Origin of the sequence: Dyella sp. ASV21 (assembly GCF_016428975.1) — a bacterium.
GTDB lineage: Bacteria > Pseudomonadota > Gammaproteobacteria > Xanthomonadales > Rhodanobacteraceae > Dyella.
This window is the reverse complement of sequence record NZ_JAELTT010000048.1, coordinates 1-24,887: the sequence shown is the minus strand read 5'-3', so window position 1 is coordinate 24,887 and position 24,887 is coordinate 1. Positions and strand designations below refer to the sequence as shown.

Annotated in this window: 22 protein-coding genes; 8 read left to right on the top strand and 14 right to left on the bottom strand. The window is 65.5% G+C overall.

What is annotated here, in order from left to right; translation table 11 throughout:
* Window positions 1-63: 63 nt before the first annotated feature.
* Entirely contained in the window at window positions 64-543 is a 480-nt protein-coding gene (locus tag JHD67_RS15145) for an NUDIX domain-containing protein (RefSeq protein ID WP_199100065.1), read from the bottom strand.
* A complete protein-coding gene (locus tag JHD67_RS15140) occupies window positions 543-1,022 on the bottom strand; it encodes a peroxiredoxin (protein WP_199100064.1) in 480 nt (159 codons plus the stop codon). The genes JHD67_RS15145 and JHD67_RS15140 overlap by 1 nt, the downstream gene beginning before the upstream one ends.
* Window positions 1,023-1,252: 230 nt before the next feature.
* Between JHD67_RS15140 and JHD67_RS15135 the strand changes: the two genes are divergently transcribed.
* The gene (locus JHD67_RS15135) at window positions 1,253-2,152 is read left to right on the top strand and encodes a DnaJ C-terminal domain-containing protein (protein WP_199100063.1); all 900 of its coding nucleotides are present in this window, start codon (window positions 1,253-1,255) and stop codon (window positions 2,150-2,152) included.
* A 68-nt stretch (window positions 2,153-2,220) separates the two neighbouring features.
* On the opposite strand, the gene pilH is transcribed toward JHD67_RS15135, so the two are convergent.
* The 9 genes from pilH to JHD67_RS15090 all read right to left on the bottom strand — a co-directional run bounded on the left by pilH (window position 2,221) and on the right by JHD67_RS15090 (window position 13,340).
* Window positions 2,221-2,586: a twitching motility response regulator PilH gene (gene pilH / locus JHD67_RS15130; protein WP_038616934.1), complete on the bottom strand. Its 366-nt coding sequence runs from the start codon at window positions 2,584-2,586 to the stop codon at window positions 2,221-2,223.
* 68 nt (window positions 2,587-2,654) lie between these two features.
* Window positions 2,655-3,662 (bottom strand): YhdH/YhfP family quinone oxidoreductase, encoded by a 1,008-nt coding sequence (locus JHD67_RS15125; RefSeq protein WP_199100062.1) that lies wholly within the window; start codon window positions 3,660-3,662, stop codon window positions 2,655-2,657.
* A gap of 33 nt (window positions 3,663-3,695) precedes the next feature.
* Window positions 3,696-4,292 (bottom strand): TIGR00730 family Rossman fold protein, encoded by a 597-nt coding sequence (locus JHD67_RS15120; RefSeq protein ID WP_199100061.1) that lies wholly within the window; start codon window positions 4,290-4,292, stop codon window positions 3,696-3,698.
* A 156-nt stretch (window positions 4,293-4,448) separates the two neighbouring features.
* Window positions 4,449-5,873: a dihydrolipoyl dehydrogenase gene (gene lpdA / locus JHD67_RS15115; RefSeq protein ID WP_199100060.1), complete on the bottom strand. Its 1,425-nt coding sequence runs from the start codon at window positions 5,871-5,873 to the stop codon at window positions 4,449-4,451.
* 144 nt (window positions 5,874-6,017) lie between these two features.
* Window positions 6,018-7,223 (bottom strand): 2-oxoglutarate dehydrogenase complex dihydrolipoyllysine-residue succinyltransferase, encoded by a 1,206-nt coding sequence (gene odhB, locus JHD67_RS15110; protein WP_199100059.1) that lies wholly within the window; start codon window positions 7,221-7,223, stop codon window positions 6,018-6,020.
* Window positions 7,224-7,304: 81 nt separating this feature from the next.
* A complete protein-coding gene (locus JHD67_RS15105) occupies window positions 7,305-10,145 on the bottom strand; it encodes a 2-oxoglutarate dehydrogenase E1 component (protein WP_199100058.1) in 2,841 nt (946 codons plus the stop codon).
* 259 nt (window positions 10,146-10,404) lie between these two features.
* The gene (locus JHD67_RS15100) at window positions 10,405-11,355 is read right to left on the bottom strand and encodes a GNAT family N-acetyltransferase (protein WP_199100057.1); all 951 of its coding nucleotides are present in this window, start codon (window positions 11,353-11,355) and stop codon (window positions 10,405-10,407) included.
* Window positions 11,352-12,545, bottom strand: a complete 1,194-nt coding sequence (locus JHD67_RS15095) for a cupin domain-containing protein (RefSeq protein ID WP_199100056.1) — start codon at window positions 12,543-12,545, stop codon at window positions 11,352-11,354. Before JHD67_RS15095 ends, JHD67_RS15100 begins: the two co-directional genes overlap by 4 nt.
* 45 nt (window positions 12,546-12,590) lie before the next feature.
* On the bottom strand, window positions 12,591-13,340 hold the full coding sequence (locus JHD67_RS15090; RefSeq protein WP_199100055.1) for a sulfite exporter TauE/SafE family protein: 750 nt from the start codon (window positions 13,338-13,340) through the stop codon (window positions 12,591-12,593).
* A 190-nt stretch (window positions 13,341-13,530) separates the two neighbouring features.
* On the opposite strand from JHD67_RS15090, the gene JHD67_RS15085 reads away from it, so the two are divergent.
* The 4 genes from JHD67_RS15085 (at window position 13,531) to JHD67_RS15070 (ending at window position 19,552) form a co-directional block, all read left to right on the top strand.
* Entirely contained in the window at window positions 13,531-15,297 is a 1,767-nt protein-coding gene (locus tag JHD67_RS15085; RefSeq protein WP_233171930.1) for an assimilatory sulfite reductase (NADPH) flavoprotein subunit, read from the top strand.
* 1 nt (window position 15,298) lies between these two features.
* Window positions 15,299-16,993 carry an assimilatory sulfite reductase (NADPH) hemoprotein subunit gene (cysI, locus tag JHD67_RS15080; RefSeq protein ID WP_199100053.1) on the top strand — a complete coding sequence of 565 codons (1,695 nt, stop codon included), beginning with the start codon at window positions 15,299-15,301 and terminating at the stop codon, window positions 16,991-16,993.
* Entirely contained in the window at window positions 16,990-17,712 is a 723-nt protein-coding gene (locus JHD67_RS15075; protein ID WP_199100052.1) for a phosphoadenylyl-sulfate reductase, read from the top strand. Before cysI ends, JHD67_RS15075 begins: the two co-directional genes overlap by 4 nt.
* 70 nt (window positions 17,713-17,782) lie before the next feature.
* Window positions 17,783-19,552 (top strand): bifunctional sulfate adenylyltransferase/adenylylsulfate kinase, encoded by a 1,770-nt coding sequence (locus tag JHD67_RS15070; protein ID WP_199100051.1) that lies wholly within the window; start codon window positions 17,783-17,785, stop codon window positions 19,550-19,552.
* 71 nt (window positions 19,553-19,623) lie between these two features.
* Here the strand turns inward: JHD67_RS15070 and JHD67_RS15065 are convergent, their stop codons facing one another.
* Window positions 19,624-20,643 (bottom strand): LysR substrate-binding domain-containing protein, encoded by a 1,020-nt coding sequence (locus tag JHD67_RS15065; RefSeq protein WP_199100050.1) that lies wholly within the window; start codon window positions 20,641-20,643, stop codon window positions 19,624-19,626.
* Window positions 20,644-20,984: 341 nt separating this feature from the next.
* Here JHD67_RS15065 and cysG point away from each other — a divergent pair, with 341 nt between their 5' ends.
* Both cysG and cysK read left to right on the top strand, forming a co-directional pair.
* Window positions 20,985-22,418 (top strand): siroheme synthase CysG, encoded by a 1,434-nt coding sequence (gene cysG / locus JHD67_RS15060; RefSeq protein WP_199100049.1) that lies wholly within the window; start codon window positions 20,985-20,987, stop codon window positions 22,416-22,418.
* A 72-nt stretch (window positions 22,419-22,490) separates the two neighbouring features.
* Entirely contained in the window at window positions 22,491-23,432 is a 942-nt protein-coding gene (gene cysK / locus JHD67_RS15055) for a cysteine synthase A (RefSeq protein WP_199100048.1), read from the top strand.
* A gap of 44 nt (window positions 23,433-23,476) precedes the next feature.
* Here the strand turns inward: cysK and JHD67_RS15050 are convergent, their stop codons facing one another.
* Entirely contained in the window at window positions 23,477-23,848 is a 372-nt protein-coding gene (locus JHD67_RS15050) for a helix-turn-helix domain-containing protein (protein ID WP_199100047.1), read from the bottom strand.
* Between the two features lie 144 nt (window positions 23,849-23,992).
* Between JHD67_RS15050 and gstA the strand changes: the two genes are divergently transcribed.
* The gene (gstA, locus tag JHD67_RS15045; RefSeq protein ID WP_199100046.1) at window positions 23,993-24,610 is read left to right on the top strand and encodes a glutathione transferase GstA; all 618 of its coding nucleotides are present in this window, start codon (window positions 23,993-23,995) and stop codon (window positions 24,608-24,610) included.
* A 61-nt stretch (window positions 24,611-24,671) separates the two neighbouring features.
* Here gstA and JHD67_RS15040 read toward each other — a convergent pair.
* On the bottom strand, window positions 24,672-24,887 hold a 216-nt coding region (locus JHD67_RS15040; RefSeq protein WP_199100045.1), incomplete at its 5' end, for a gamma-glutamylcyclotransferase family protein.

Below are 24,887 nucleotides of genomic sequence, written 5' to 3'. Positions count from 1 at the left end.
CCAGCGCACGACAGTACGCCGCCATGTGTTCCATCCATGTGCAGGAACGGTCCAGGGGCGGGGCTATGTCCAGCCATAGTGCGAATAGGGGAGGCCGGCGAGCCCCTGTTCGAGCGCCTGGCGCACGTAAGGGATAGTGTTGGCAGGCAACGCGTCGGGTGCCGACCAGATTAGTTGATCGTGCTTTTCCGGCTCGGCGATGCGCGGCGTACCGCGCCAGCGCTCAGCGAGAAAGAACGCTCCCATCCATTCCTTGCCGTGATCGCCTGCCTCGCAGTGCAGGAGGTGAATCAGGCGAAGGCGCTGTGTATCGGCCTCGAGCCCGGTTTCCTCGCGCAGTTCGCGCGCGGCGGCGGCGTGCAGTGTTTCGCCGCCATCGTGCCGACCCGCGGGCAGACTCAGATAGCCGTCCATCCAGCCGGTACCGGCCCGTTGCAGTAGCAGGATGCGCTGGGCCTCGTGCACGACGACGAAGACGCTCACACCGAACGCGGCGTGCGTGCGCCTGACGATGGGAACTTCGCCCGGAGCGGGCGCGGACATCAGGCCAGCGCTTCCAGCATCGCCTCGGCGGTGGACACGCGGAACTCGCCAGGCGCCTCCACCTGCAGCAACTTCACCACACCATTTTCCGCATACAGGGCAAAGCGCTTGGCGCGCAGCCCCATGCCGTAGGCGCTGCCGTCCAACTCCAGACCCAGCGCGCGGGTAAAGGCGCCATTGCCGTCGGCAAGCATGAGCAACCCGGCCGGAACCTTCTGGGCTTGGGCCCAGGCCTGCATGACATAGGCATCGTTCACCGCCAGGCACATCACCTCGACGCCGCGCGAGGTGAACGCGTCAAAGCGTGCCACGTAACCAGGCAGATGGCGGTTGGAGCAGGTGGGCGTGAATGCACCGGGTACCGCGAACATCACCACCTTGCGTCCCTCGAACAGCGCGCCGGTGGTGGTTTTCTGGATCTCGCCGCCAATCGCCTGGATGTCGACATCGGGCAAGGTCTGGCCGACCTGGATACTCATGGCGGGTTGCCTGCATAGCTGGGAGAGAAAGCGGATGCTAGCGCTAGTGGCCGGCCCTGTCGCCTTGAATCACGCGGCATTCGCACCCATGTGACCGACCATAGCGCGAGTGGCGGGCATCGCCACACATCAGCATATCGAGTCGGGCGGACCTCGCCTTGCTGGCGGGCATCACGGGACGCATGATTCCGGGTAGCCGGTTGAGGCGGGCTGATCGTCGGGGAGCGGCAGTGGAATTCAAAGACTATTACGACATTCTGGGCGTCAAGCCCGAGGCGACGGAAGCCGAGATCAAGGCGGCCTACCGCAAGCTGGCCAAGAAGTACCATCCGGACCGGAACAAGGACGCCGGTGCGGAAGAGAAATTCAAGGCGATCAACGAAGCCAATGAAGTGCTCCGCGATACCGAGAAGCGACGTGCGTACGACGAGGTACGCGCGGGTGGCTATCGTGGTGGCGAGCAATTCCGTCCGCCGCCGGGCTGGGGGCAAGGTCATGGCTTTGAGCATAGCGGAGACGGCAACGGCGACTTCAGCGACTTCTTCGAGAGCCTGTTCGGACGTACTGGCGGTGGTCCACGCGGTGCGCCGCGCGCGCGTCGCGGTGGCGACGTGCACGCCAGCGTACAGATCGACTTGCAGACGGCCTTCGACGGCGGTCGCACGCGGCTCGCCCTGCAGGGCAGCCACGGTGACGAGCGCGTGCTGGAGGTAAAGATTCCCGCCGGCATCCAGCCGGGTCAGGTGATCCGTCTTGCCGGCCAGGGACATTCAGGCATGGGCGGGGGGCCGAATGGCGACCTGCTGCTGGAAGTGGGCATTCGCGACGACGCACGCTTCAAGCTGGATGGGCGCAACGTAATTCACGTGCTGCCGATCGCTCCGTGGGAGGCCGCGCTGGGCGCGACGGTGCCGGTGCCGACCCTGGCGGGTGCGGTGGACCTGCGTATTCCGGCCGGCTCGCAGTCGGGTCGCAAGCTGCGCCTGAAGGGGCGTGGCCTGCCGGGCGCCCATCCGGGTGACCAGTTGGTGGAGTTGTCGATCCGGGTGCCGGTGGCCGAGACGGACAAGCAGCACAAGGCCTACGAGGCGCTGCGTGAGCAGTTCGAGGATTACGATCCCCGCCGCTGATAGCCATCCAAACGATCCAAAAAAACGGCGCCCGCGGGCGCCGTTTTTCTTGCGAGTGCCAGCGTCGATCAGGCGGGCAGCAGCTCTTTCAGCGTGGTCACCAGCTCTTCTTCTTTGATCGGCTTGGTGACATAGGCCTTGGCGCCCTGACGCAAACCCCACACTTTGTCCGTCTCCTGGTCCTTGGTGGTGACCAGCACGACCGGAATATGGGAGGTGTCGGGATCCTTGCTGATCGTGCGGGTGGCCTGGAAACCGTTGAGGTTGGGCATCACCACATCCATCAGGATCAGGTCGGGGCGTTCGCGCCTGGCTGCCTCCACGCCCGCTGCGCCATCCTCCGCAGTCAGGGCCTCGTGCCCGAGCTTTTCGACGATGCGCTTGATGCCCAACAACTGCGACGGCGAATCGTCGACGATCAGGATGCGTGCCATAAGGTGGAATTCCCCTTGTTGTTTCGTTGGATTCTAAGGCGCTGTCGCGGCGCTTCCAAGCACGTCGCTCAAGCCGCCGCGCCGATGCGCACCAGCGTACGCCCGAACGAGTCGCCGTCCAGCATGCGCGTAAAGACCTCTGGTAGCTGCTCCAGGGTGACCTCACGGGTGGCGATGCGCTCCAGGTGCTGGGGCTTCCATGCGCCGGCCAATTGCTCCCACACGCGGTCGCGGATGTCCCGGGCGGTGCCTGCGGAGGCAACGCCGAGCAGGCTCACGCCGCGAATGATGAAGGGCATCACGGTGCTTTCAAAGGCGAAGCCGCCAGCATTGCCACACAGGGCCACATTACCGTAAGGCGCCATCAGCGGCAGCAGGCCGGCCAAGGTAGCGCCACCCACGTTGTCCAGCGCGCCGCCAAAGCGCACCGAATCCATGGGCTTGCCGCTGAAGGCGAGCTGGTGGCGGTCGAGGCATTCGGCTGCGCCCAGGTCGCGCAGGAAATCGAAATGCGCGGCCTTGCCGCTGATCGCATGCACCGCATAGCCGGCCCGCGAGAAGATGTCGATGGCGAGCATGCCGACGCCGCCCGTGGCGCCGGTCACGGCAATGGGGCCGAGGGCTGGCGTCTGGCGGTTGTCCTGCATGCGCAACAACGCCAGCGCGGCGGTGAAGCCCGCGGTGCCGATGATCATGCTCTCGCGCAGGCTCAGCCCTTGCGGCAGGCGAATGGTCCAGGCGGAGGACAGGCGCGCGTATTCGCCATAGCCGCCATCGCGCGTCTCGGACAGGCCGCTGCCCGTGCACAGCACGGCATCGCCTTCCTTGAAGGCGGGATCGGTGGAGGCGACCACGTGGCCGGCGACATCAATGCCGCCGTTAAGCGGGTAGTGGCGAAGGATCTTGCCCTTGCCGGTGCCGGCCAGCGCGTCTTTGTAGTTGACCGAGGAGTAGGCCACCTTCACCAGCACTTCGCCCGCGCTCAGCGCGTCGGCGGTCATGGTGTCGATGCCGCTGTGATAGCCCGCGTCGTCTTGATGGATGCGGAAGGCGCGAAAGGCGGAGGGGGAGCTCATGGGGTTTCCTTTGCGGCGAGCCGTACGAGAGGTTCAGGCGTCGACGATGCGTTTGTCGACCAGGCGCGAGGCGCGCTCACCCTTGTAGGTGGGCATCCAGTCGAACAGGGCGGTCATGTCGTCACCAAACCATACACTTTCGTGCTGGCCCGACGTAATGAAACCTTCGTCGGCCATATGGTCCACCATTCCCCGCAGGCGGTCGTAGTACCCGCGCACATTCAGGAAGGCGCAGGGGTAGCGATGCAGGCCCAACTGGGCCCAGGTGAGCATCTCGAACATCTCGTCCAGGGTGCCGAAGCCGCCGGGCAGGGCGACAAAGGCATCGGATAGCTCGAACATGCGGGTCTTGCGCTGATGCATGGTGTCCACCACCACCAGCTCGCTGAGGCCGGTATGCGCCACCTCGCGCTCGACCAGCTGGCGTGGAATCACGCCGATCACCTTGCCCCCGGCGGCCAGTACCGCGTCGGCCACGGTGCCCATCAGGCCGACCTTGCCGCCGCCATAGACCAGGGCGATGCCACGGCGGGCCATTTCCGTGCCGAAGGCGCGGGCTTGTTCGACGTATTGAGGGTACTTGCCGCTGCTGGAGCCGCAGTAGACGCAAAGGGCGGTGGGTTGGGACATGGACTCGTCGTGCGTGAGGGGGGGGAGGGCCGTCAGGCCTGCAACCGGCATGGGGCCGGCCGGCCTGAAGGGCTAGGGTGCGTCGCGTGGGGCCATAAAAGCAACGGCCCGCTCATGTCGCCACGAGCGGGCCGTTTGTGGCCTTGCAGCCGGGGCTTAGTTGCCCTTGTGGATAGCGCGCTTGTCGACCGACAGGGCGGCCTCGTGCACGGCTTCCGACAGCGTCGGGTGCGCATGGACGATGCGTGCCAGGTCTTCGGCGGAACCCTTGAACTCCATCGCGACCACGCACTCGGCGATCAGCTCGGACACGCCCGGGCCCACCATGTGCACGCCCAGGATGCGGTCGGTTTCCGCGTGAGCCAGCATCTTCACCTGGCCGATGGCCTCGTTCATGGCCACGGCGCGGCCGATGGCGGCGAATGGGAAGGTGCCCACCTTATAGGGGATGCCTTCTTCCTTCAGCTGCTTCTCGGTTTTGCCGGCCCAGGCGATTTCCGGCTCGGTGTAGATCACCCACGGCACAGTGTCGAGGTTGATGTGACCGGCCTTGCCGGCGATCCACTCGGCCACGGCCACGCCTTCCTCGGAACCCTTGTGCGCCAGCATCGGGCCGCGCACGGCATCACCGATGGCCCACACGCCGTTCACGCCGGTGTGATTGTGTTCGTCGACCACCACGCGGCCGCGCTCGTCCAGCTTCACGCCAGTGTCGTCGGCCAGCAGGCCGTCGCTGTAGGCGCGGCGGCCCACGGCGACCAGCAGCTTGTCGACCACCAGGCTATGGTCGCCGTCCTTGTCGTTATAGGTAAGGTGCACTTCGTTGCCCTTCACCTCGGCCTTGGCCAACTTGGCGCCCAACTTGATGTCGAGGCCGAGCTTGGTGAATTCTTTCAGCGCGATCTTGGCGATGTCCGCGTCGGCGGCGCCAAGGAAATCCGGCAACGCTTCCAGCACGGTCACTTCCGAGCCCAGGCGACGCCACACGCTGCCCAGCTCCAGGCCGATCACGCCCGCGCCGATCACGCCAAGGCGCTTGGGCACTTCGGTGAAGTCCAGCGCGCCGGCGTTGTCGACGATGAACTTGTTGTCGAACTTGGCAAACGGCAGCTCGATCGGCACGGAGCCGGTGGCGAGGATCACGTTGGTGGCGCTAATGGTCTGCTTGGAGCCATCGTTGCCGGTGATCTCCACTTCATTGTTCTTGAGCAGCTTGCCCTTGCCAAAGAACGGCGTGACCTTGTTGGCCTTGAACAGCTGGCCGATGCCGCCGGTGAACTGCTTGACGATCTTGTCCTTGCGGCCGATGAAAGTCGCAAGATCCACCTTGGCGCCGTCCACCGTGATGCCGTGCACCGGCAGGTTGTGGGCGATGTTGTAGTACTGCTTGGACGAATCGAGCAGTGCCTTGGAAGGAATGCAGCCCACGTTGAGGCAGGTGCCGCCGAGGGCCTGCTTGCCGTCCTTGCCGACAAAGGCGTCGATGCAGGCGGTCTTAAGGCCCAGCTGTGCGGCGCGGATCGCGGCCACATAGCCGGCGGGACCGGCGCCGATGACGATAACGTCGAATTTTTCGCTCATGATGGTTCCTTGCTGCGTGACGCGCTAGCGGAGCGCGTCACATGTGAAGCGGGATATGTGTGCGGCGAGTGCAGATTCAACATCAACACTCGCCGCCAGAGCTTCGTTACCTGTGTGCATGCGAGCGGGCGCTCACATGCGCGCTCAGATGCCGAGCAGCATGCGCTGCGGGTTCTCGAGCTGGTTCTTGATGTCGACCAGGAACAGCACCGCGTCCTTGCCATCGATGATGCGGTGGTCGTAGGACAGCGCCAGGTACATCATCGGGGCGGCGATCACCTGGCCGTTCTCGACGATGGCGCGCTCCTTGATGGCGTGCATGCCCAGGATGGCGCTCTGCGGCGGGTTCACAATCGGGGTCGACAGCAGCGAGCCAAAGGTGCCGCCGTTGGTGATGGTGAAGGTGCCGCCCTGCAGGTCGTCCAGGCCCAGCTTGCCGTCGCGCGCCTTCTTGGCGTAATCGACGATGCCGCGCTCGACGTCGGCGAAGCTCAGGTCCTGCACGTCGCGCAGCACCGGGGTCACCAGACCCTTCTCGGTGGACACGGCGATGGAGATGTCCTGGTAGCCGTGATAGATGATGTCGTTGCCGTCGACCGAGGCGTTGACGATCGGATGACGCTTCAGCGCTTCGGCGGCGGCCTTGACGAAGAAGCTCATGAAGCCGAGCTTGACGCCGTTGGCCTTCTCGAACGACTCGCCCAGCGCCTTGCGCATCTTCACCACTTCGGCCAGGTTCACTTCGTTGAACGAGGTGAGCATGGCGATGGAGTTCTTCGACTGCATCAGGCGCTCGGCGATGCGTGCGCGCATGCGGGTCATCGGCACGCGTTCTTCCGGACGCGCGCCCGGGGTCGGCTTGGCGGCGGGCGCGGCGGCGGCCGGGGCGCTGCCACCCTTGCCGTAGTTGACCAGGTCTTCCTTGGTCACGCGGCCGTCGCGGCCGGTGCCGGCCACCTTGGAGGCGTCGATGTTCTGCTCGGTGGCCACGCGCAGGCCGGCCGGCGACAGGTCGGCGTTAGCACCCTTGGCGCCAGCGGGGGCGGCCGGAGCAGCGGCGGCGGGAGCTGGGGCGGCAGCGGCGGGAGCAGCGGCGGGAGCGGCAGCCACGGCGCCTTCCTCGATCACCGCGATAACCTGCTGGCTGGTTACGGTGTCGCCGGACTGAAACTTGATTTCCTTCAACACGCCGTCGACCGGGGACGGCACTTCGAGCACGACCTTGTCGGTTTCCAGGTCGACCAGGTTTTCGTCGCGCTTGACCGCTTCACCGGCCTTCTTGTGCCAGGTGGCGATGGTAGCGTCGGAGACGGACTCGGGCAGGACGGGAACTTTGACTTCGATGGACATATGAATTCCTTTGATTAGTGCGTCCATCCCTGAACGCTTAGGTCAAAAAGCGGCCATCCGTGGCCGCACTTTTCAGTGTCTTTATTCCGCGGAGTGATCGGTGCCGATCGGTGCGACCAGCGCCTGCTCAACGAGTGCCGCCTGTTCGGCGACGTGCGTGTTGAGGTGGCCGGCGGCCGGGGCCGGCGAGCGAGCGCGTCCGGCATAGGACAGGCTCTGCTTGCTGCCCACGCAGGCCTGCAGGTGATGACGGATCTGGAACCAGGCGCCCTGGTTCATCGGCTCTTCCTGGCACCACACCACTTCCTTGGCGGAAGCGTACTTCTCCAGTTCCGCGGTGACCTGCGGGCGCGGGAACGGATAGAGCTGTTCCACGCGCACGATGGCCACATCGGCGAGATTGCGCTTCTCGGCGTCTTCGAGCAGGTCGTAGTAGACCTTGCCCGAGCACAGCACCACGCGCTTGACCTTCTTGGCGGCCAGTTCGCGATGCTCCGGGATCACCAGCTGGAAGCTGCCCGTGGCCAGTTCGTCCAGGGTCGACACGGCCAGCTTGTGGCGCAGCAGCGACTTGGGCGTCATCACCACCAGCGGCTTGCGCGTCGGGCGCACCATCTGGCGACGGATCATATGGAACGCCTGGGCCGGCGTGGTCGGCACACAGACCTGCATGTTGTCCAGCGCGCACAGCTGCAGGAAGCGCTCCAGGCGAGCGGAGGAGTGCTCCGGGCCCTGGCCTTCGTAGCCGTGGGGCAGGAACAGCGCCAGGCCGCACAGGCGGTTCCACTTGGACTCGCCCGAGCTGATGAACTGGTCGATGACCACCTGAGCGCCGTTGGCGAAGTCGCCGAACTGACCCTCCCAGATGTGCAGGGTGTAGGGGTCGGTGGTGGCGCTGCCGTACTCGAACGCCATGACCGCTTCTTCGCTGAGCAGCGAGTCGATCACTTCGACGTCGGCGCCGGAGCGCACGTCGGCCAGCGGCATATAGGTGTAGCCGGTCTTCTGGTCATGCAGCACGGCATGACGATGGAAGAAGGTGCCGCGGCCCACGTCCTGGCCGACCAGGCGCAGGTTGTAGTTTTCGTCGATGAGCGTGGCGTAGGCCAGGTTCTCGGCGAAGCCCCAGTCGCCCGGCAGCTCGCCGGCGGCCATTTTGGCGCGGTCTTCATAGATCTTGGCCACGCGCGACTGCAGGGTAAGGTCCTGCGGCAGCTTGAGGATCTGGTTGGCCAGTTCCACCAGGCGCTGCTTGGCGTAGCCCGTGTTGGTGTCGTTCGTCAGCTTGCCGCCGATGAACTTGTCCCAGTCCACCTCGATGTCCTTGACCAGGGCCGTGGTCAGCTCGGTCATCGGCTCGCCCGCCTCGAGGCGGCTGCGATAGTCCTCGAACATCTTCTGGCCATCGCCTTCGGCGATCACGCCTTCCTTCACCAGCTGCTGTGCGTACAGGTCGCGGGTGGTCGGACGCTTGCGGATGATCTGGTACATCACCGGCTGGGTGGCGGACGGTTCGTCGGCCTCGTTGTGACCATGGCGGCGGTAGCACACCAGGTCGATCACCACGTCCTTGCGGAACTGCTTGCGGAAGTCGTAGGCGAGGCGGGTGGCCTGGATCACGGCTTCCGGGTCGTCGCCGTTCACGTGGAACACCGGCGCATTGACCATCTTGGCCAGGTCGGTGCAGTACAGCGTGGAGCGGGTGTCCTGCGGGTTGGAGGTGGTGAAGCCCACCTGGTTGTTCACCACGATGTGCAGGCTGCCGCCGATCTTGAAGCCGCGCGCCTGGGACATGTTGAACAGTTCCATGTTCACGCCCTGGCCGGCCAGCGCCGAGTCGCCATGCACGATCACGGCCATCGACTGCTTGCGCTCGGTGTCGCGGCGACGGATCTGGCGCGAGTGTACCGAACCGGCTACCACCGGGTTGACGATTTCCAGGTGCGACGGGTTGAACGCCAGCGCGACGTGGGTGCCACCGTTGGGCGTCTTGACGTCGGCGGAGAAGCCCATGTGGTACTTCACGTCGCCGGAGTGGGCCGGGTCATCCGGGTGGTCCCACTTGCCTTCGAATTCGTTGAACAGAGTGCGCGGCGGCTTGCCCAGGATGTTGACCAGCATGTTGAGGCGGCCGCGATGGGCCATGCCGATCACCACTTCCTTGATGCCGTTGTCGCCGGCGGCGCGGACCACGTCGTCCACCATCGGGATCAGGCTGTCGCCGCCTTCCAGCGAGAAGCGCTTCTGGCCGACATACTTGGTGTGCAGGTAGCGCTCCAGGCCTTCGGCCGCGGTGAGCTCGGCCAGCACGCGCTTCTTGCCCAGGGCGTCCAGGCCGGCGTTGCCGTTGGCCTGCTCCAGGCGGGTGTAGATCCAGTTGCGCTGTTCATGGTTGCTGATATGCATGAACTCGACGCCGAGGGTGCTGGTGTACACCTTCTTCAGGCGCGCGATCAGCTCACGCAGCTTCAGGCGGTGACCGCCGCCGGCGAAGTTGCCGCAATCGAACTCGGTGTCGAGATCGGCGTCGGACAGGCCGTGGAAGGCGGGCTCCAGATCCGGGGCCGGCAGCTTCTCGGCGAGGCCCAGCGGGTCCAGGTTGGACGCCAGGTGGCCGCGCGAGCGATAGGCGGTGAGGATGCGCAGCACGCCCGCCTGTTTGCGGGCATGGGCGTCGTCCACCGGGCCGGCGGCGACCGCGGTGCGGCGCTGCTTTTGTGCGGCCTCTATACGCGCAATGGCCGCAGAGTGGGGTACGTCCCCCGACTCGCGGCCTTTGAGCGTTTCGAAATATTTGCTCCAGTCGGCAGAGACCGAAGAAGGGTCTGCCAACCACGATTCATAGAGCTGTTCGACATAATCGGCGTTGCCGCCGGCGAGTTGGGACGATTCGAAGAACTCGCGGATCAGATTAGTGCTCACGTCACCACCGGTGAGGAAGGGAGGCTTACAGCCGGTCCGGCCGGGGTTGGCCAGTGGCTGGGAAAAATCCTGTTAATTATAGCCGCGAGGTGCTGCGACGCGGCAACCCAAAAGGTCCACTCAAGATAGGGTCAATGAAGGTTTTTTCGACCCTGGGGGTACCGACCATCGTCGTACGTGACGGTTTTCGCAAGGGTAAGTGCGTTATTCGTGACAGGAAGGCCGCGATCTGGCGCCTGTGGTCCCGTTCAGCCATTGGCTAAAGATGGAGCGATTGCAGCGCGCTGGCGGGCAGCGAACGTTCCCATACGTCATCAAAGTGCTGCACCAGCGGTGCCTGGGCAGCGCGATCGCACGATGCGGCCCGGCCGCTGGGGCGCTGTGCGTCCGGCAGGAACAGGTAGCCGCCCTGGTCGTTGAGCAGGTAGCTGGAGGCGTAGGCCAGGTCGAGATCGTCCGCCGGGGTGCGCACCTGGATGGCGCTGGGCAAGCGTTGGGCCAGGGCGATCAGGCGGTGGCTGTCGCGCAGAGCTGCGGCAGGGTCGTGCAATATCAGACGAATCTGGGCTCCGCGACCGGAGGTGGCCAGACGCCGCAGTTCAGCGAGCTCTTCCGTATGACTGAAGACGTCGGTGGTGAGCAGCGGCTGGTAGATCGCCAGCCGATGGCGTGCCTCGGCAAGTAATTGCAGGCGCGTGGCGGCCACGGCGCTGCGGTTGCCGGCGGGCAGGCGGTGATCGGCGGCGGCGGGTACATCGTGCGGGTGTTCCGTTCGCAGCGAACGGCGCATGGATTGGTGCGGGATGCCGGCATCCTCAAACACTTCGCCATCAGCGGTGAACCCTTCGCGCTCATAGAAGGCGATGGCGTCCACCTGGGCATCCAGCGCCACCTCGGCCCAGCCCTGGGCGCGTGCGCGATCTACCAGGTGGCGCACCAGCCCCGCACCGACTCCTTGGCCACGCCAAGGCTGGCGCACGGCGACCCGGCCAATCTTGCCTTGCGGGGTAAGGCGGGCGCAGCCAATCCATTCGCCCGTCGCGGCGCGGGCCAGTACATGGAACGAGCTGGTATCCAGCTCATCCCATTCCAGGCGCTCGGGCACGTGCTGTTCGTGCACGAAAACTTCCAGACGAATCTCGCTTAGGGCCTCGCGCTCGGCGGCGCGGGCCCAGTCGGCGGGTTCGAGGTGGAAGTGCTGCAGCTTCACCGGCGGCGCGCTTTGCGTAGAACCAGGTGGCCCTCGTTGACCAAGGCCAGCAACAGCGCCAGTTCCACCGCCGAGGCGGGCTTGCCCGGGGTCAACTCGCGTTCGCGACAGATCAGCTCGGCCAGCGCGGCCGTGGCCGGGAAGGCGTGCCCGTTGACGAATAAGGTGGCGCCGCCACGGACCTTGGCCCAGGCCACGCGGGCCCACGGGTGGCGCAGCAGGCGCGCCCCCGCCGCCAATTGCTTGACCAGGGCGGCCTCGGTCAGCTCCTTCTCGGGCGGCACCGGCGCCTGGGCGTTGCGATAGCGACTGATGAAGCGGCCGAACCAGTCGATCAGCGTGGCGTCATCCAGGCCGGCGGCGAACGGCAGGGTCTGTTTGAGGCGAGCGAGCGCGGCGCGGTCGATTTCGCCCACGGCCTTGGCGGGGGCGAGGTCGGGATCGTTGTAGCGCTGCTCGTCGGACATGCGCTCGGCAAGGTAATCCGCCAGATCGCCGGTGAGCTCTGCCTGCGACGGTGCACGCATGCCCACCGAAATGGTCATGCAGGGGCCACCGAACGCCACGCCGTCATGCGGCACGCCCGGCGGCAGGTACAGCATGTCGCCCGGTTCCAGCATCCACTCGTGGGTGGGCTCGAACACGCTGAGCTGCTTGAGCTCCACATCGAGGCGGAAATCGCTGGGGGCATTCGGGTCGTCGCTGATCGCCCAATGACGCTGACCAATGCCTTGCAGCAGGAACACGTCGTATTGGTCCACATGCGGGCCCACGCCGCCGCCGGGCTCGGCATAGGAAATCATGATGTCGTCCACGCGCCAGCTGGGTAGAAAGCGGAAGCTCTCCAGCAGCGCGGCGACGTCCGCGTCCCACTTGTCCACGTCTTGCACCAACAGCGTCCAGTTGCTGTTGGGCGTGCTGGCAAAGTCTTTCTCGCTCAGCGGGCCGGTCTTTACCTTCCAGCGGTCGCGCTTTTCATCGTGGACGATCAGGCGCGACAGCGCGGTTTCTTCCAGGGCCAGGCCAGCCAGGTCGTCGGGCTGGATCGGCGGGACGAAATCGGGAAACGCCTGGCGAATCAACAGCGGCCGCTTCTGCCAGTAATCGCGCAGGAATTGGGCGGGAGTCATGCCCAGCGGCTGCTTGGCGCTGCCACGGACTTCGATCGGGAGTGAGTGAGCTTTGGTCATTCCTGCATTCTAAGCGAATGCCAGGGCCGTGCCGCTTGATCGCGATCAGGGCGAGGCGAGGGCGTGGGCGACGTTGCTGAGCCCAATCGCCAGCACCGCGAGGGCCGCCAGCACGGTGGCTACGCGCGGCGGCATGCGTCGGGCCAGCAAGGCGCTGAAGGGCGCGGCCACTACGCCGCCAGCGATCAAGCCAAGTACCGACGCGCCATGCGGTAGACCCACCTGGATAAAGAAACTGATGCTGGCCACTGCGCTGACCAGGCATTTGGCCAGGTGCACCGTGCCGATGGCCATGCGTGGACGCACCCCGCGCGCCACCAGGGTAGTCACCGTCAGCGCACTCCAGCCACCACCGGCCACCGCGTCGGCGAAACCCGCACCCAGGCCCAGCCAACGGGTATGTCTTGGCGTTTCCTCATGCAGGCGCTGGCGACGCATCGGCCGGAACAACAGGAACAGGCCCATGCCGATCAGGTAGGGCGCAAGCGCCAGCTTCATCCACAGCGGGGGCAGATGGCTCACCACATAAGCGCCCGCCGTGGCGCCGATGGCACCCGGTATGACCAGCGACCAGAACAGCCGACGCAGCACATTGCCGGCGGCCAGATGGCTGAGGCCGGAGGCACCGCAGGTAAAGGTCTCCGCGTAATGCACGCTGGCACTGGCCAGGGCCGGAGGGGCGCCAAGTGCCAGAAGCAGGGCGGCCGAGGTAACGCCATAGGCCATGCCCAGCGCACCGTCGACGAGCTGGGCCAGCGCGCCGATCGCGGCAGACGTCAGGAAATCCGTAGGCATGGTCCGTCACAGCATATCGATGAGGCCAGTGTAAGGGCTTCATCCGACAAAGGGGAAATGAGCGGCTGGGCATATGGATATGTCGACACGTCCTTTCCCATGGTCGCGCGACATGGCTACTTTCCAAGGATGGCGGTATAGACGTCCAAAGGAAGTCACGGTGAACGCGGTAGCGGCAACGGCAACTGGACTGGCGGGCGTGAATGGCGAAACGCTGGCGTCACTGGAACAGCTGGTGGAGGGCTTGGGGCCCGCCGAGCTGTACTGGATCGCTGCCTGGAGCGCCGCCCGCGCCGAGCAACGGGCTCATGGTCCGGTGCCGGTAGCCAGGCCCGGTGGCGAGCGCCTGACCGTTCTGTATGGCAGCCAGACGGGGCAGGCCAAGCGCATTGCCCGCCAGTTGAGCGAGGGCGCGGAGGCAGCGGGGCTGTCGGTACGCCTGGTGCGTGCCGACAGCTATCCACCGCGGGAGTGGAGCAAGGAAACCCATCTTCTGGTGGTCATCAGTACCCAGGGCGATGCCGAGCCCCCCGATGACGCGCGTGGTTTGGTCGAGTTTATCCTCGGCAAGCGCGCGCCACGGCTGCCCGGGTTGCGCTACGCCGTCCTGGGGCTAGGTGATTCGAGCTATCCGCAGTTCTGCGCAATCGGTCGTCAACTGGATGCGCGCCTGGCCGAACTGGGGGCCACTCGCCTCGCGCCACTGGGTGAGGCCGATGTCGATGTGGATTCGGTGGCCTCTCCCTGGACCGAGCAGGCGTTGGAGCAGGCGCGGCAGGCGTTGGGCAGCGTGGCGGCACCGGCCCGGTTGACCAGCTTGCAGTCGGTGCCCAGTCACATCGCGCATTCGCGCGAGCATCCTTTTGCGGCGGCTGTATTGGATAACCAGCGCATCGTGGCCAGCGGGCACGCGCGGGAGGTGCGTCACCTGGAACTGTCGCTGGAACATTCGGGCCTGCGCTATGAACCGGGCGACGCGGTAGGCGTGTGGCCAGAGAATCCGCCCGCCCTGGTCGACGCCTGGCTGACCTTGCTCAAGCTCGATGGCGATCAATCGGTGCGCCACGATGGCAAGGAGTGGCCGCTGCGCCATTGGCTCAGCCGCGAGCGCGAACTCACCCGTTTGAGCCGCCCGCTCATTGCCGCGTTGGCCGAAGCCAGTGGCGATGACGCCCTTGCGCACGTGCTGCGGCCCAACCAATCCGTCCGCCTGGCAGCGCTGCTTGCGACCGACCAACCCCTCGACCTGTGGCGCCGTCATCCGGTGGCGTGGTCGGCGGAAGCGCTGGTGGGCGTGCTGAGACCGCTGACGCCACGGTTGTACTCCATTGCTTCCAGCGCCAAAGCGGTCGGCGAGGAGGTACACCTGACCGTGGCCGTGGTCGATTACCACGCCCATGGCGAGCGTTACCAGGGTGCGGCCTCAACCTTCCTCGCAGCAGCGGTGGACGACCAGCGCGTGCCGGTCTTCATCGAGCCCAACGAGCGCTTTCGCCTGCCCGCGGACGAGGCGCGCGACATCATCATGATCGGCCCAGGCACCGGCGTGGCACCGTTTCGCGCCTTTGTGCAGGAGCGCCGGGAAACCGCTGCGCGTGGTCGCAACTGGCTGTTCTTTGGCAATCGCCATTTCCACAGCGAATTCCTCTATCAGGTCGAATGGCAGGCGGCCCTGCGCGAGGGTTCGCTGCATCGTCTCGACCTGGCGTTTTCACGCGACAGCGCCGCCAAGGTCTATGTGCAGCAACGCCTGCGCGAGCAGGGACGCGAACTGTATGCCTGGCTGCAGGAAGGCGCGCATCTCTACGTATGCGGCGATGCCAGCCGCATGGCCAAGGACGTACACGCCGCCTTGATCGACATTGCGGCGATGCACGGCGGTCGCACGCCGGAGCAGGCAAAGGAATGGCTCTCCGAACTTCTGCAGCAAGGGCGTTATGCCCGCGATGTGTACTGACATGACAAAGCCGCCTTCCGACTTCGAACGCATCAAGGCCCAGGGTCGCCAGCTGCGCGGCGGCATCGCCGAAGGCCTGCGCGACCCGGTCACCGGCGCCATCAGCGAGGACGACAATAAGCTGCTCAAGTTCCATGGCAGCTATCAGCAGGACGACCGCGACCTGCGCGAGGAACGCCGCAAGCAGAAGCTGGAGCCGGCGTACTCCTTCATGTTGCGGGCCCGCTTGCCATCCGGTGTGGTGACGCCGGCGCAGTGGCTGGTGTTCGATCAATTGGCCCGTGAATACGCCAACGGCACCTTGCGCATCACCACGCGCCAGACGTTCCAGTGGCACGGCATCATCAAGCACGACCTCAAGCCGACGATTGCCGCTATTCACCATGCGCTGGCCACCACCATGGCCGCCTGTGGCGATGTGGTACGCAACGTGGTGAGCACGCCCCATCCGCTAGAGTCCGCCGCGCATGCGCTGGCCTACGCATGGGCCACCCGCTTGTCAGAGGAGCTTTCGCCAAGGACACGCGCCTATCATGAGATATGGCTGGACGGCGAGCCGCTGGTGGGCGAGCCCAAAGACGAGGAACCGCTGTACGGCACGACCTATCTGCCGCGCAAGTTCAAGATCGGCCTTGCCATCCCTCCACTCAACGACGTCGATGTGTTTGCCCAGGACCTGGGCCTGATCGCCATCGTCGAGCACGGCGAGTTGAAGGGATTCAATGTCGCGATTGGCGGCGGCATGGGGGCCACCCACGGCGATTCCACCACCTATCCGCGACTGGGTAGCGTGATGGGCTTTGTAGTGCCCGAGCGACTGCTCATGACCGCCGAGGCCATCGTGGCGCTGCAACGGGACTGGGGCAATCGCAGCGAGCGCAAGCATGCGCGCCTGAAGTACACCATCGATCATCGCGGCCTGGACGTTGTCAAGGCCGAGTTGGAGCGTCGCCTGGGTTTTGCGCTGGCACCGGAGCGCCCCTACCAGTTTGACCACAACGGCGATCGCTACGGCTGGATCGAGGGCGACGATGGCCGCTGGCATCTCACGCTGCAGATCGAATCGGGCCGGCTGGCCGATCAAGGGGCGCATCGCTGGCTCACCGGTTTGCGCGAGCTGGCCCGCATCCATCAGGGCGACTTTCGCCTGACCTGCAATCAGAACGTGATCGTCGCGAACGTGCCGGCAGCGCAGCGCGAGCGCATCGATGCCGTGGTCCATGCGCATGGGCTGGATGCCTATCGCTTCGACAGCGGTATCCGTCGCCACGCGTTGGCCTGCGTGGCGCTGCCAACCTGTGGCCTGGCCATGGCCGAAAGCGAACGCTACCTGCCGGCGCTACTGCCCAAGCTGGAAAACTTGCTCGAAACCTACGGTTTGCGCGAAGCGCCGATCCTGTTGCGACTGTCGGGCTGCCCCAATGGGTGCTCACGGCCGTACCTGGGTGAAATCGCACTCGTGGGCCGTGGCCCCGGTCGTTACGACCTTCGCCTTGGCGCCGACTTCCGCGGCCAGCGTCTCAACCGTCTCTATCGAGAGAACGTGGATGAAGCAGGCATTCTCGACGCCCTGGCGCCGTTGTTTGCCCGCTACGCCAAGGAGCAAGAAAGTGGTGAACACTTTGGCGACTTCCTGCAGCGGATCCACGTGATCGATTCGTCATCACGACAGATCCCGATGGAGGTAGTGACATGAAGCGTTCGCTGATTGAAGAGGCACAGCACGATCCCAGGGCGATGGACTCGCTCAACCTGGGGCTGCAAACGCTGACTGCGGAAAAGCGCGTTGCCTGGGCGCTGGAGCACGCGCCGGGCACCCACGTGCTGTCATCGAGCTTTGGTGCGCAGGCGGCCGTATGCCTGCATATGCTGACCCGCCAGCATCCACAGATGCCGGTGGTGCTGATCGATACCGGCTACCTGTTTCCCGAAACCTATCGCTTTGTCGAAATGCTTCGCGAGCGCCTTAGCCTGAATCTCAAGGTATTCGCCGCCGATCAGAGTCCGGCGTGGCTGGAAGCCAAGGAGGGGAGGCTGTGGGAGAAGGGCCTTGACGGTATCGAGCGCTACAACCACATCCGCAAGGTCGAGCCCATGCAGCGCGCACTGGCGGACCTGTCCGCCGGTTGCTGGTTTGCCGGGCTGCGTCGCGATCAGGCGCGCACGCGCGCCGCGATCCGCTATGCGGAGCACCGCGATGGCCGCTGGAAATTTCACCCGATCGCCGACTGGTCCGACTGGGACGTGGGCGATTACCTGCGCCGGTACGACTTGCCCTATCACCCCCTATGGGAACAGGGTTTCATCTCCATCGGCGACGTGCATTCCACGCGCCGCTGGGAGCCGGGCATGGATGCGGAATCTACGCGCTTCTTCGGTCTCAAGCGCGAATGCGGCCTGCATGGGTTGACCTGATGCGCATGCACGATCCCTCTATTTCCAGCGCCTGACGCTGGCCACCGCCCCGACCATAAAAGCACCCACCATGAGTCTGACTGCCCTCAAGAAAGCCGATCGCTCGCCCGTTGATTCGCCCGAAGCCATTGCACTGATCGCTCCTCATGGGGGCGAGCTCAAAGAGTTATACCTGCCATTGGACGAGGCCGAGCAGCTCAAGCAGCAGAGCGCCGGCTTGCCGGGAATCGATCTTTCCACGCGGCAGTTATGTGATCTGGAGCTGCTCTTGAATGGCGCGTTCTCACCCCTGGAAGGGTTTCTGACGCAGCGCGACTACGCCCAGGTGGTCAACGAACTGCGCCTGGCCGACGGCACCCTGTGGCCGGTTCCCGTGACGCTCGATGTGTCGGAGGCGTTTGCGGCCAAACTGGTGCCGGGTAGCGAGGTCGCCCTGCGCGATCCACAAGGCGTGCCTCTGGCGGTGTTGACGGTGGAGGATATCTATCGCCCCGACCGCGAGCGGGAGGCCGCCAACGTCTTCGGCACGACGGACCGAACGCATCCTGGTGTATTTGAACTACTGGAGCGCTCCCACCCGATGTATGTGGGCGGTCGCGTGCGTGGCATCCAGCCGCCGGTCCATTACGACTTTGCCTCGTTGCGCGATACGCCGCGCGGCCTGCGCGCATGGTTCGCCGAGCACGGGTGGCATCGCATCGTGGCGTTTCAGACACGCAATCCCATGCATCGCGCCCATCGTGAGCTGACCTTGCGGGCGGCCCAACAGGTGGGCGCCAAGCTACTGGTGCAGCCGTCGGTGGGGCGCACCAAACCGGGCGATATCGATCACTACACACGGGTGCGCTGCTACCAAGCCTTGTTGCCGCAGTATCCGGCGCACAGCGCCAAGCTGTCGCTGCTGCCGCTGGCCATGCGCATGGGCGGCCCGCGCGAAGCGCTGTGGCACGCGATCATCCGCAAGAACTACGGCGCGAGTCATTTCATTGTGGGGCGCGATCATGCCGGCCCGGGCAACGGTGCCGACGGCCAGCCGTTCTACGGCCCGTTCGATGCCCAGCATTTGCTGGAGCGCTACCAGGACGAGCTGGGCATTCGCATCGTGCCGTTTCCGGCCATGGTCTACGTAGCCAACCGCGATACCTACGTGCCTTCCACCGAGGTGGCGCCCGACGACGATGTGCGCGATATCTCGGGAACGCAGTTGCGCCAGCATCTGCACGAAGGCAGTGAGATTCCTTCGTGGTTTAGCTTTCCGGAGGTGGTGAAGATTCTTCGCCAACGTCACCCGGCGCAAGCGACGCGAGGCTTTGCGCTGTTTTTCACCGGCCTTTCCGGGGCCGGCAAATCCACCATCGCGCAGGCGGTGGTGGCGCAACTACTGGAACGCAGCAGTCGCTCGGTCACCGTGCTGGATGGCGACGAGGTGCGCAAGCATTTGTCGCGCGGCCTTGGCTTCTCTCGCGAAGACCGCGATGCCAACGTGACGCGTATCGGTTACGTCGCCAGCGAGGTTGTACGTCATGGCGGCATTGCGGTGTGCGCGCCCATTGCCCCGTACGCGGATGCGCGCGCCCAGGCTCGCGCCTTGATCGAGGCACACGGTGACTTTATCGAGATTCACGTGGCGACCCCGTTGGAGGTCTGCGAAGCACGCGATCGCAAGGGGCTCTACGCCCAGGCGCGTGCGGGGGCGATAGCGCACTTCACCGGTATCACGGATCCATACGAAACACCGCAGCAACCGGAGTTGCGTATCGATGGCGGAGCGGCCGACCCGACCGCGTTGGCCGGGCATGTGCTGGCTTTGCTGGAACACCGCGGCCTGCTGCGGGGATAGGCATGGTAGCGGCCGGCGCCGAAGGGTAGGCGATAGATAGAGCGATCCCGGCAGGCGCCGGGATCGCCTGCTTATTGCGCTTCTACCAGCGGTTCGGCGACCTTGAGCGGAATCTGGCGCTCGCGCCAATGCGGCACGCCCGGCCATTGCGACGCGCCCGCGCCCCCCGTGGCCAACGCGCGGCTGACCGCGCGGCGCTCCAGGTGGGGGGCGAACACGCTGATGAAATCCAGGGCGTACTCGCGTAGCACGCTTTCCCGCCGCAACACGATCCAGGTGGTGCACAGCGAGAACAGGTGATCGGCGCTCAGTTCGCGCAGGTCGGTGTCCTGCTCGGGTTGATAGGCCATCTCCGCCAGCACGCCGATGCCCAGCCCCTCGCGGACATAGGTCTTGATGAGATCGGCATCGCTGGCGGTCATCGCCATCTGCGGATGCAGGCTGGCGTTGTGGAAGGCGCGGGCCAGCGACGACTCGGGTTTCAACGAGGAGTCGTAGCTGATGAGCGGATGCGCCGCCAATTGCGCCAGCGTGGGCGCCTGTTTCTGCTTGGCCAGCGGATGATCCCGTGGGGCCAGCACGATGCGGTTCCAGCGATAGGCGGGCAGGGCGATACCGTTCGGCGGCGGTGTGCCGGAGGCCGTGCTCACAATGGCCAGATCCACCTGGCCGCTGTCCAGAAGGGAGATCACGTCCGCATCGCTCACCGGCTGCAGATGCACGCTCACCTGCGGATAGCTGCGACTGAGCGCGGCGATGGCGGACGGCAGTGCAAAGCGCGCCTGGGTATGCGTGGTGGCGATGCGCAGGGTGCCGCGCGATTCGTTGCGCAAGTTCGCCGCGATGGAGCGGATGTTGGCCGCCTCGGCCAGGATGATGCGCGCGCGTTCCAGCACGTGCGTGCCGGCGTGGGTAATGGCGTGCAGGCTGCGGCCCTTGCGATGGAACAGCTGGAAGCCCAGTTCGTCTTCCAGTTGACGCAGCAGTTTGCTCAAGCCCGGCTGCGTGGCGTGAACGCGCTCGGCGGCGAGGGTGATATTGAGCCCGGCGTCAGCGATGGCGACGAGATAACGAAGTTGGGTAAGCGTCATGGTGTGGATTCCGCAAGCGTGCGAGAGCGAGGAAAGGGGTGCTCGTGGTTGCGGGGCGGATACATCGCCCGCCGCGCGCCACGGTATCGCCGCGACAAACGGCGAGCGCGCTGGCATGCAAGGAAAGGCGATGGCTAGCCATGGGCGGAATCGCAAAAGAGTCGTTAATTGGACGTCTATACAACGCTTGCTGCGTCGCGTCAATCGCGAAGGGGCGGCGGGGCGGCCCACGCTTATAACCGCGTGACATATCGCTCGCCGCATAAATCATTTGTCCCCGCGGCGGCATCTGCCTAGCGTGGCGGAGCGCGGCGTGGCCGCCTCATCCCGCCGGAGCCCGAGTGTCGAGCAAGCTCTACCCGCTGTTTGCCAACGTATCCGGCCGCCCGGTGCTGGTGGTCGGTGGTGGCGGTGTGGGCGAGCGCAAGGCGGCGAGTCTGCTGGAGTCCGGGGCCGTGGTGACCGTGGGTGCGCCCGAGATCACGCCGACATTGCGCCAATGGGCCGAGGCGGGACGCATCCGCTGGCGGCAGGGGCGTTTCGACGACGATTGGCTGGACGAACCATGGCTGGTGATCGCCGCTACCGGCGATGCCGACCTGCATGCGCGGATCGCCGCGCTGGCCCAGTCGCGGCGGCTATGGCTCAACGTGGTGGACGACACGGAGCGTTCGAGCTTCCATGTGCCGGCGGTGATCGATCGCGCACCAGTCACCGTGGCCATTTCCAGTGGCGGACATGCGCCCATGTTGGCGCGACTGTTGCGCGAGCGGCTGGAACTGTTGATCGACCCGGTGACGGGACCGTTGGCGACGCTCCTTGGCGATATGCGTGCGGGCATTCGTCGGAAACTGCCCGATATGGCGGCGCGGCGCCGCTTCTATGATCGCGCGTTGAGCGGGCCGATACAGAGCTTGCTCCGTCGCGGCCAACGCGCTCTGGCAGAGGCCGCCACCGAGCGCTTGCTGGAATCCTTCGATGCTCCGCTGCAAGGCTCGGTGATTTTGCTGGGCGCGGGCCCCGGTGATCCTGGCCTGCTGACCCTGCGTGGCCTGCGCGCATTGAACGAGGCGGACGTGATCCTTTACGACCGACTGGTCAGTCGCGAGGTGCTCGCGCTGGCGCGGCGCGATGCGGAATGCGTCGAGGTCGCCAAGCAGGCCGGCAACCATCACACCACACAGGAGCAGATCCATGCGCTGATGCTCCAGCACGCGCGCGCCGGGCGCCGCGTGTTGCGGCTGAAAGGCGGCGATCCGTTCGTTTTCGGGCGCGGGGGCGAGGAGCTGGAATTCCTGCGCGCACACGACATTCCCTACGAGGTTGTGCCCGGCATTACCGCTGCGCTGGCTTGCGCTGCCTATGCGGGCATCCCGCTGACCCATCGCGATCACGCCCAGTCGGTACGCCTGGTGACCGCGCATTGCCAGGGCTCGCTGGACACGCTCGACTGGCGGGCGCTGGCGCAGGAGCGCCAAACGCTGGTCGTCTACATGGGCACCAGCGAACTGGCCGTGTTGCGCGAGCACTTGCTGGCGCATGGTCGTGCTGCATCCACGCCGTTCGCGCTGGTGGAAAATGGTTCGCGTCCCGAGCAGCGGGTGGTGGTCGGCACGCTGGATGGCCTGGTGAAAGGGGCCGAGCAGTACGCCGTGCGCTCCCCGGCGTTGCTTATCCTGGGGGAGGTGGCGGGTCTGGCGTCGTCCTTGGCCTGGTTTGGACGTCCGCCGCTGGCGTCATCTGCCGTATCGCCGGTTACAGCGCTGACGGCTTGACACAAACTTCCCTTCGGCCGGCGCACCATCGTCCGCGTCGCCGTTCCCCATGACCGTGCCACGGAGCCATCCATGATCTACGACAGCATTCTCGACACCATTGGCAACACGCCCATCGTGCGTCTCCATCGCCTGGCACCCAAGCATGTGACGCTGTATGCGAAGGTCGAAGCGTTCAACCCCGCCGGCTCGGTCAAGGATCGCCTGGCCTACGCCATCATCATCGACGCCGAGCAGAAGGGCCGGCTCACGCCCGGCCAGACGGTGGTGGAAGCCACCTCGGGCAATACCGGCGTGGCGCTGGCGGCGGTGTGCGCGGCGCGTGGCTATCCCTTTGTGGCGGTGATGACCGAAACCTTCTCCATCGAGCGCCGCAAACTCATGCGTGCGTATGGCGCCAAGGTCATCCTCACCCCTGCCGCGGAGCGCGGCAGCGGCATGGTGCGCAGAGCCAAGGAGTTGGCCGACAAGCACGGCTGGTTCCTGGCCAGCCAGTTCGAGAACCCGGCCAACCCGGCCTATCACCGCAACACCACGGCGCCGGAGATCCTGCGCGACTTCGCCGGCAAGCGGCTGGATTACTTCGTCACGGGCTGGGGCACCGGCGGCACGCTCACCGGCGTGGGTGAAGTGCTCAAGGTGGCGCGCCCGGAGGTGAAGATCGTTGCCAGCGAACCCGCCGGCGCGGCATTGCTGTCGGGCAAGGAGTGGCAGCCGCATAAGATCCAGGGTTGGACGCCTGATTTCATACCCGCCGTGCTCAATCGCAGCGTGGCCGATGAGATCCTGCCCATCGACGACGTGCTGGCCCGCGACACCTCGCGCGCGTTGGCGCAGAAGGAAGGCATTTTTGTTGGCATTTCCGCGGGCGCCACCGTGGCCGCGGCCCTGCAGGTCGCCAAGGACGCACCGGAAGGCTCCGTGCTGTTGGCGATGCTGCCTGACACCGGCGAGCGTTATCTCTCCACCTTCCTGTTCGAAGGCGTCAACGAAGGCTCCGACGAGATCGAATGAACTCGTGCCAAGGCGATGTTCGCGCGAGTGGCGCGACCATCGCCTTAGCCTGCCGGGCGTTGTTGGCCCAGCGTTTCCCATTCCGCGATGAGCTTTCGGCCCACCGATGCCAGCGCGTCGATGGCCGGCAACAGTTCCCGGCCTAGCGGTGTAAGGGCGTACTCCGCCGATGGCGGCGAGGTGTGCAGCACGCGTCGGGTTACCAGCCCGCGAGTCTCCAGCTCACGCAGCCGCGCGCTGAGCACCCGGGCGGAAATTTTGGGCAGGTCGTGACGCAACTCACCGAAGCGGCGCGGTTCGCCGCTCAACGACCACACCACGTTGTGTGCCCAGGCGCCGCGCAGCAGCCGCAGTACTTCGCTGAGCGGGCAGGTGGGCCGCGGCTCGACTTTGCTTTTACGGATGGGCAGGCCCATGGCGCCTTCTGGTAACTGGATGGTTACCGCATTTTACGAGTAATCACCGGATAGGTGGTATCCAATAGTAACTTGGTATGGCTAGCATGCGCTCTCCGTCGCGACGGGATGTCCCGGCAACGGTTCCCCCACTGGAGAAAGCCCATGAAGCTCTATTACGCCCCCGGCACCTGTTCACTGTCGCCCCACATCGTTGCCCTGGAGGCGGGCATCGCGCTCGAGCTGGAAAAGGTGGATAACAAGGAAAAGCGCACGGCGAGTGGTGCGGATTACTGGCAGATCAACCCCAAGGGCTATGTGCCGGCGCTGGCGCTGGACAACGGTGAACTGCTGACCGAAGGCACCGCCATCGTGCAGTATCTGGCGGACCAGAAACCCGCCAGCGCATTGGCGCCCACCCATGGCACCCTGGCACGCTACCGCTTGCAGGAAATGCTCGGCTACATCAACTCCGAGCTGCACAAGAGCTATTCGCCGCTATTCAAGCCGGATACGCCCGACGCCGTGCGGCAGGAGCGCAAGGACTACCTGCGCAGGCGCTATGCATTGCTGGAGCAACGCCTGGCTGCGCATGACTGGCTGGTAGGTGACCACTTCAGCGTGGCGGATGCCTATCTCTTCACCGTCACCAACTGGGCCAAGCACGTGGCGCTGGATCTTTCGGACTTCCCCGCGTTGCTTGCGTTCCAGAAGCGCGTGGCCGAACGGCCGCACGTGCAGGCAGCGATGGTGGCGGAAGGGTTGATCAAGGCGGCTGCCTAAGGTGTCGGCGTGCGTGCCCTGGCCGTGGGGCGCGCATGCGGATCATGCGTCTGGTGCCTGCTTATGCGACCGGCGCATGGCGCCGGTCGACATAGACCCAGGCGGTGTCGCCGGAAGCGAGCGGCGCCAGCACACGCACATAGGCCGCCACTTCATAGGCGTCGGCCTGCGCCAGCTCCTCTTCGCTGACGACGAACGCGGTGCCGTGCACGTGCGCGTCGGCCGCGCCGGTGTGGCGATCGATAGGATGATGGGCCTTGCCGCTGGTCTTCAGCAC

Coding starts and splice junctions, on each gene's coding strand:
- cysI (WP_199100053.1), top strand. CDS start 15,299: ATGACAAAGCCGCCTTCCGACTTCGAACGCATCAAGGCCCAGGGTCGC.
- JHD67_RS15075 (WP_199100052.1), top strand. CDS start 16,990: ATGAAGCGTTCGCTGATTGAAGAGGCACAGCACGATCCCAGGGCGATG.
- JHD67_RS15120 (WP_199100061.1), bottom strand. CDS start 4,292: ATGTCCCAACCCACCGCCCTTTGCGTCTACTGCGGCTCCAGCAGCGGC.
- JHD67_RS15065 (WP_199100050.1), bottom strand. CDS start 20,643: ATGACGCTTACCCAACTTCGTTATCTCGTCGCCATCGCTGACGCCGGG.
- JHD67_RS15050 (WP_199100047.1), bottom strand. CDS start 23,848: ATGGGCCTGCCCATCCGTAAAAGCAAAGTCGAGCCGCGGCCCACCTGC.
- cysK (WP_199100048.1), top strand. CDS start 22,491: ATGATCTACGACAGCATTCTCGACACCATTGGCAACACGCCCATCGTG.
- gstA (WP_199100046.1), top strand. CDS start 23,993: ATGAAGCTCTATTACGCCCCCGGCACCTGTTCACTGTCGCCCCACATC.
- JHD67_RS15070 (WP_199100051.1), top strand. CDS start 17,783: ATGAGTCTGACTGCCCTCAAGAAAGCCGATCGCTCGCCCGTTGATTCG.
- JHD67_RS15125 (WP_199100062.1), bottom strand. CDS start 3,662: ATGAGCTCCCCCTCCGCCTTTCGCGCCTTCCGCATCCATCAAGACGAC.
- JHD67_RS15090 (WP_199100055.1), bottom strand. CDS start 13,340: ATGCCTACGGATTTCCTGACGTCTGCCGCGATCGGCGCGCTGGCCCAG.
- odhB (WP_199100059.1), bottom strand. CDS start 7,223: ATGTCCATCGAAGTCAAAGTTCCCGTCCTGCCCGAGTCCGTCTCCGAC.
- JHD67_RS15140 (WP_199100064.1), bottom strand. CDS start 1,022: ATGAGTATCCAGGTCGGCCAGACCTTGCCCGATGTCGACATCCAGGCG.
- JHD67_RS15095 (WP_199100056.1), bottom strand. CDS start 12,545: ATGACCAAAGCTCACTCACTCCCGATCGAAGTCCGTGGCAGCGCCAAG.
- pilH (WP_038616934.1), bottom strand. CDS start 2,586: ATGGCACGCATCCTGATCGTCGACGATTCGCCGTCGCAGTTGTTGGGC.
- JHD67_RS15145 (WP_199100065.1), bottom strand. CDS start 543: ATGTCCGCGCCCGCTCCGGGCGAAGTTCCCATCGTCAGGCGCACGCAC.
- lpdA (WP_199100060.1), bottom strand. CDS start 5,873: ATGAGCGAAAAATTCGACGTTATCGTCATCGGCGCCGGTCCCGCCGGC.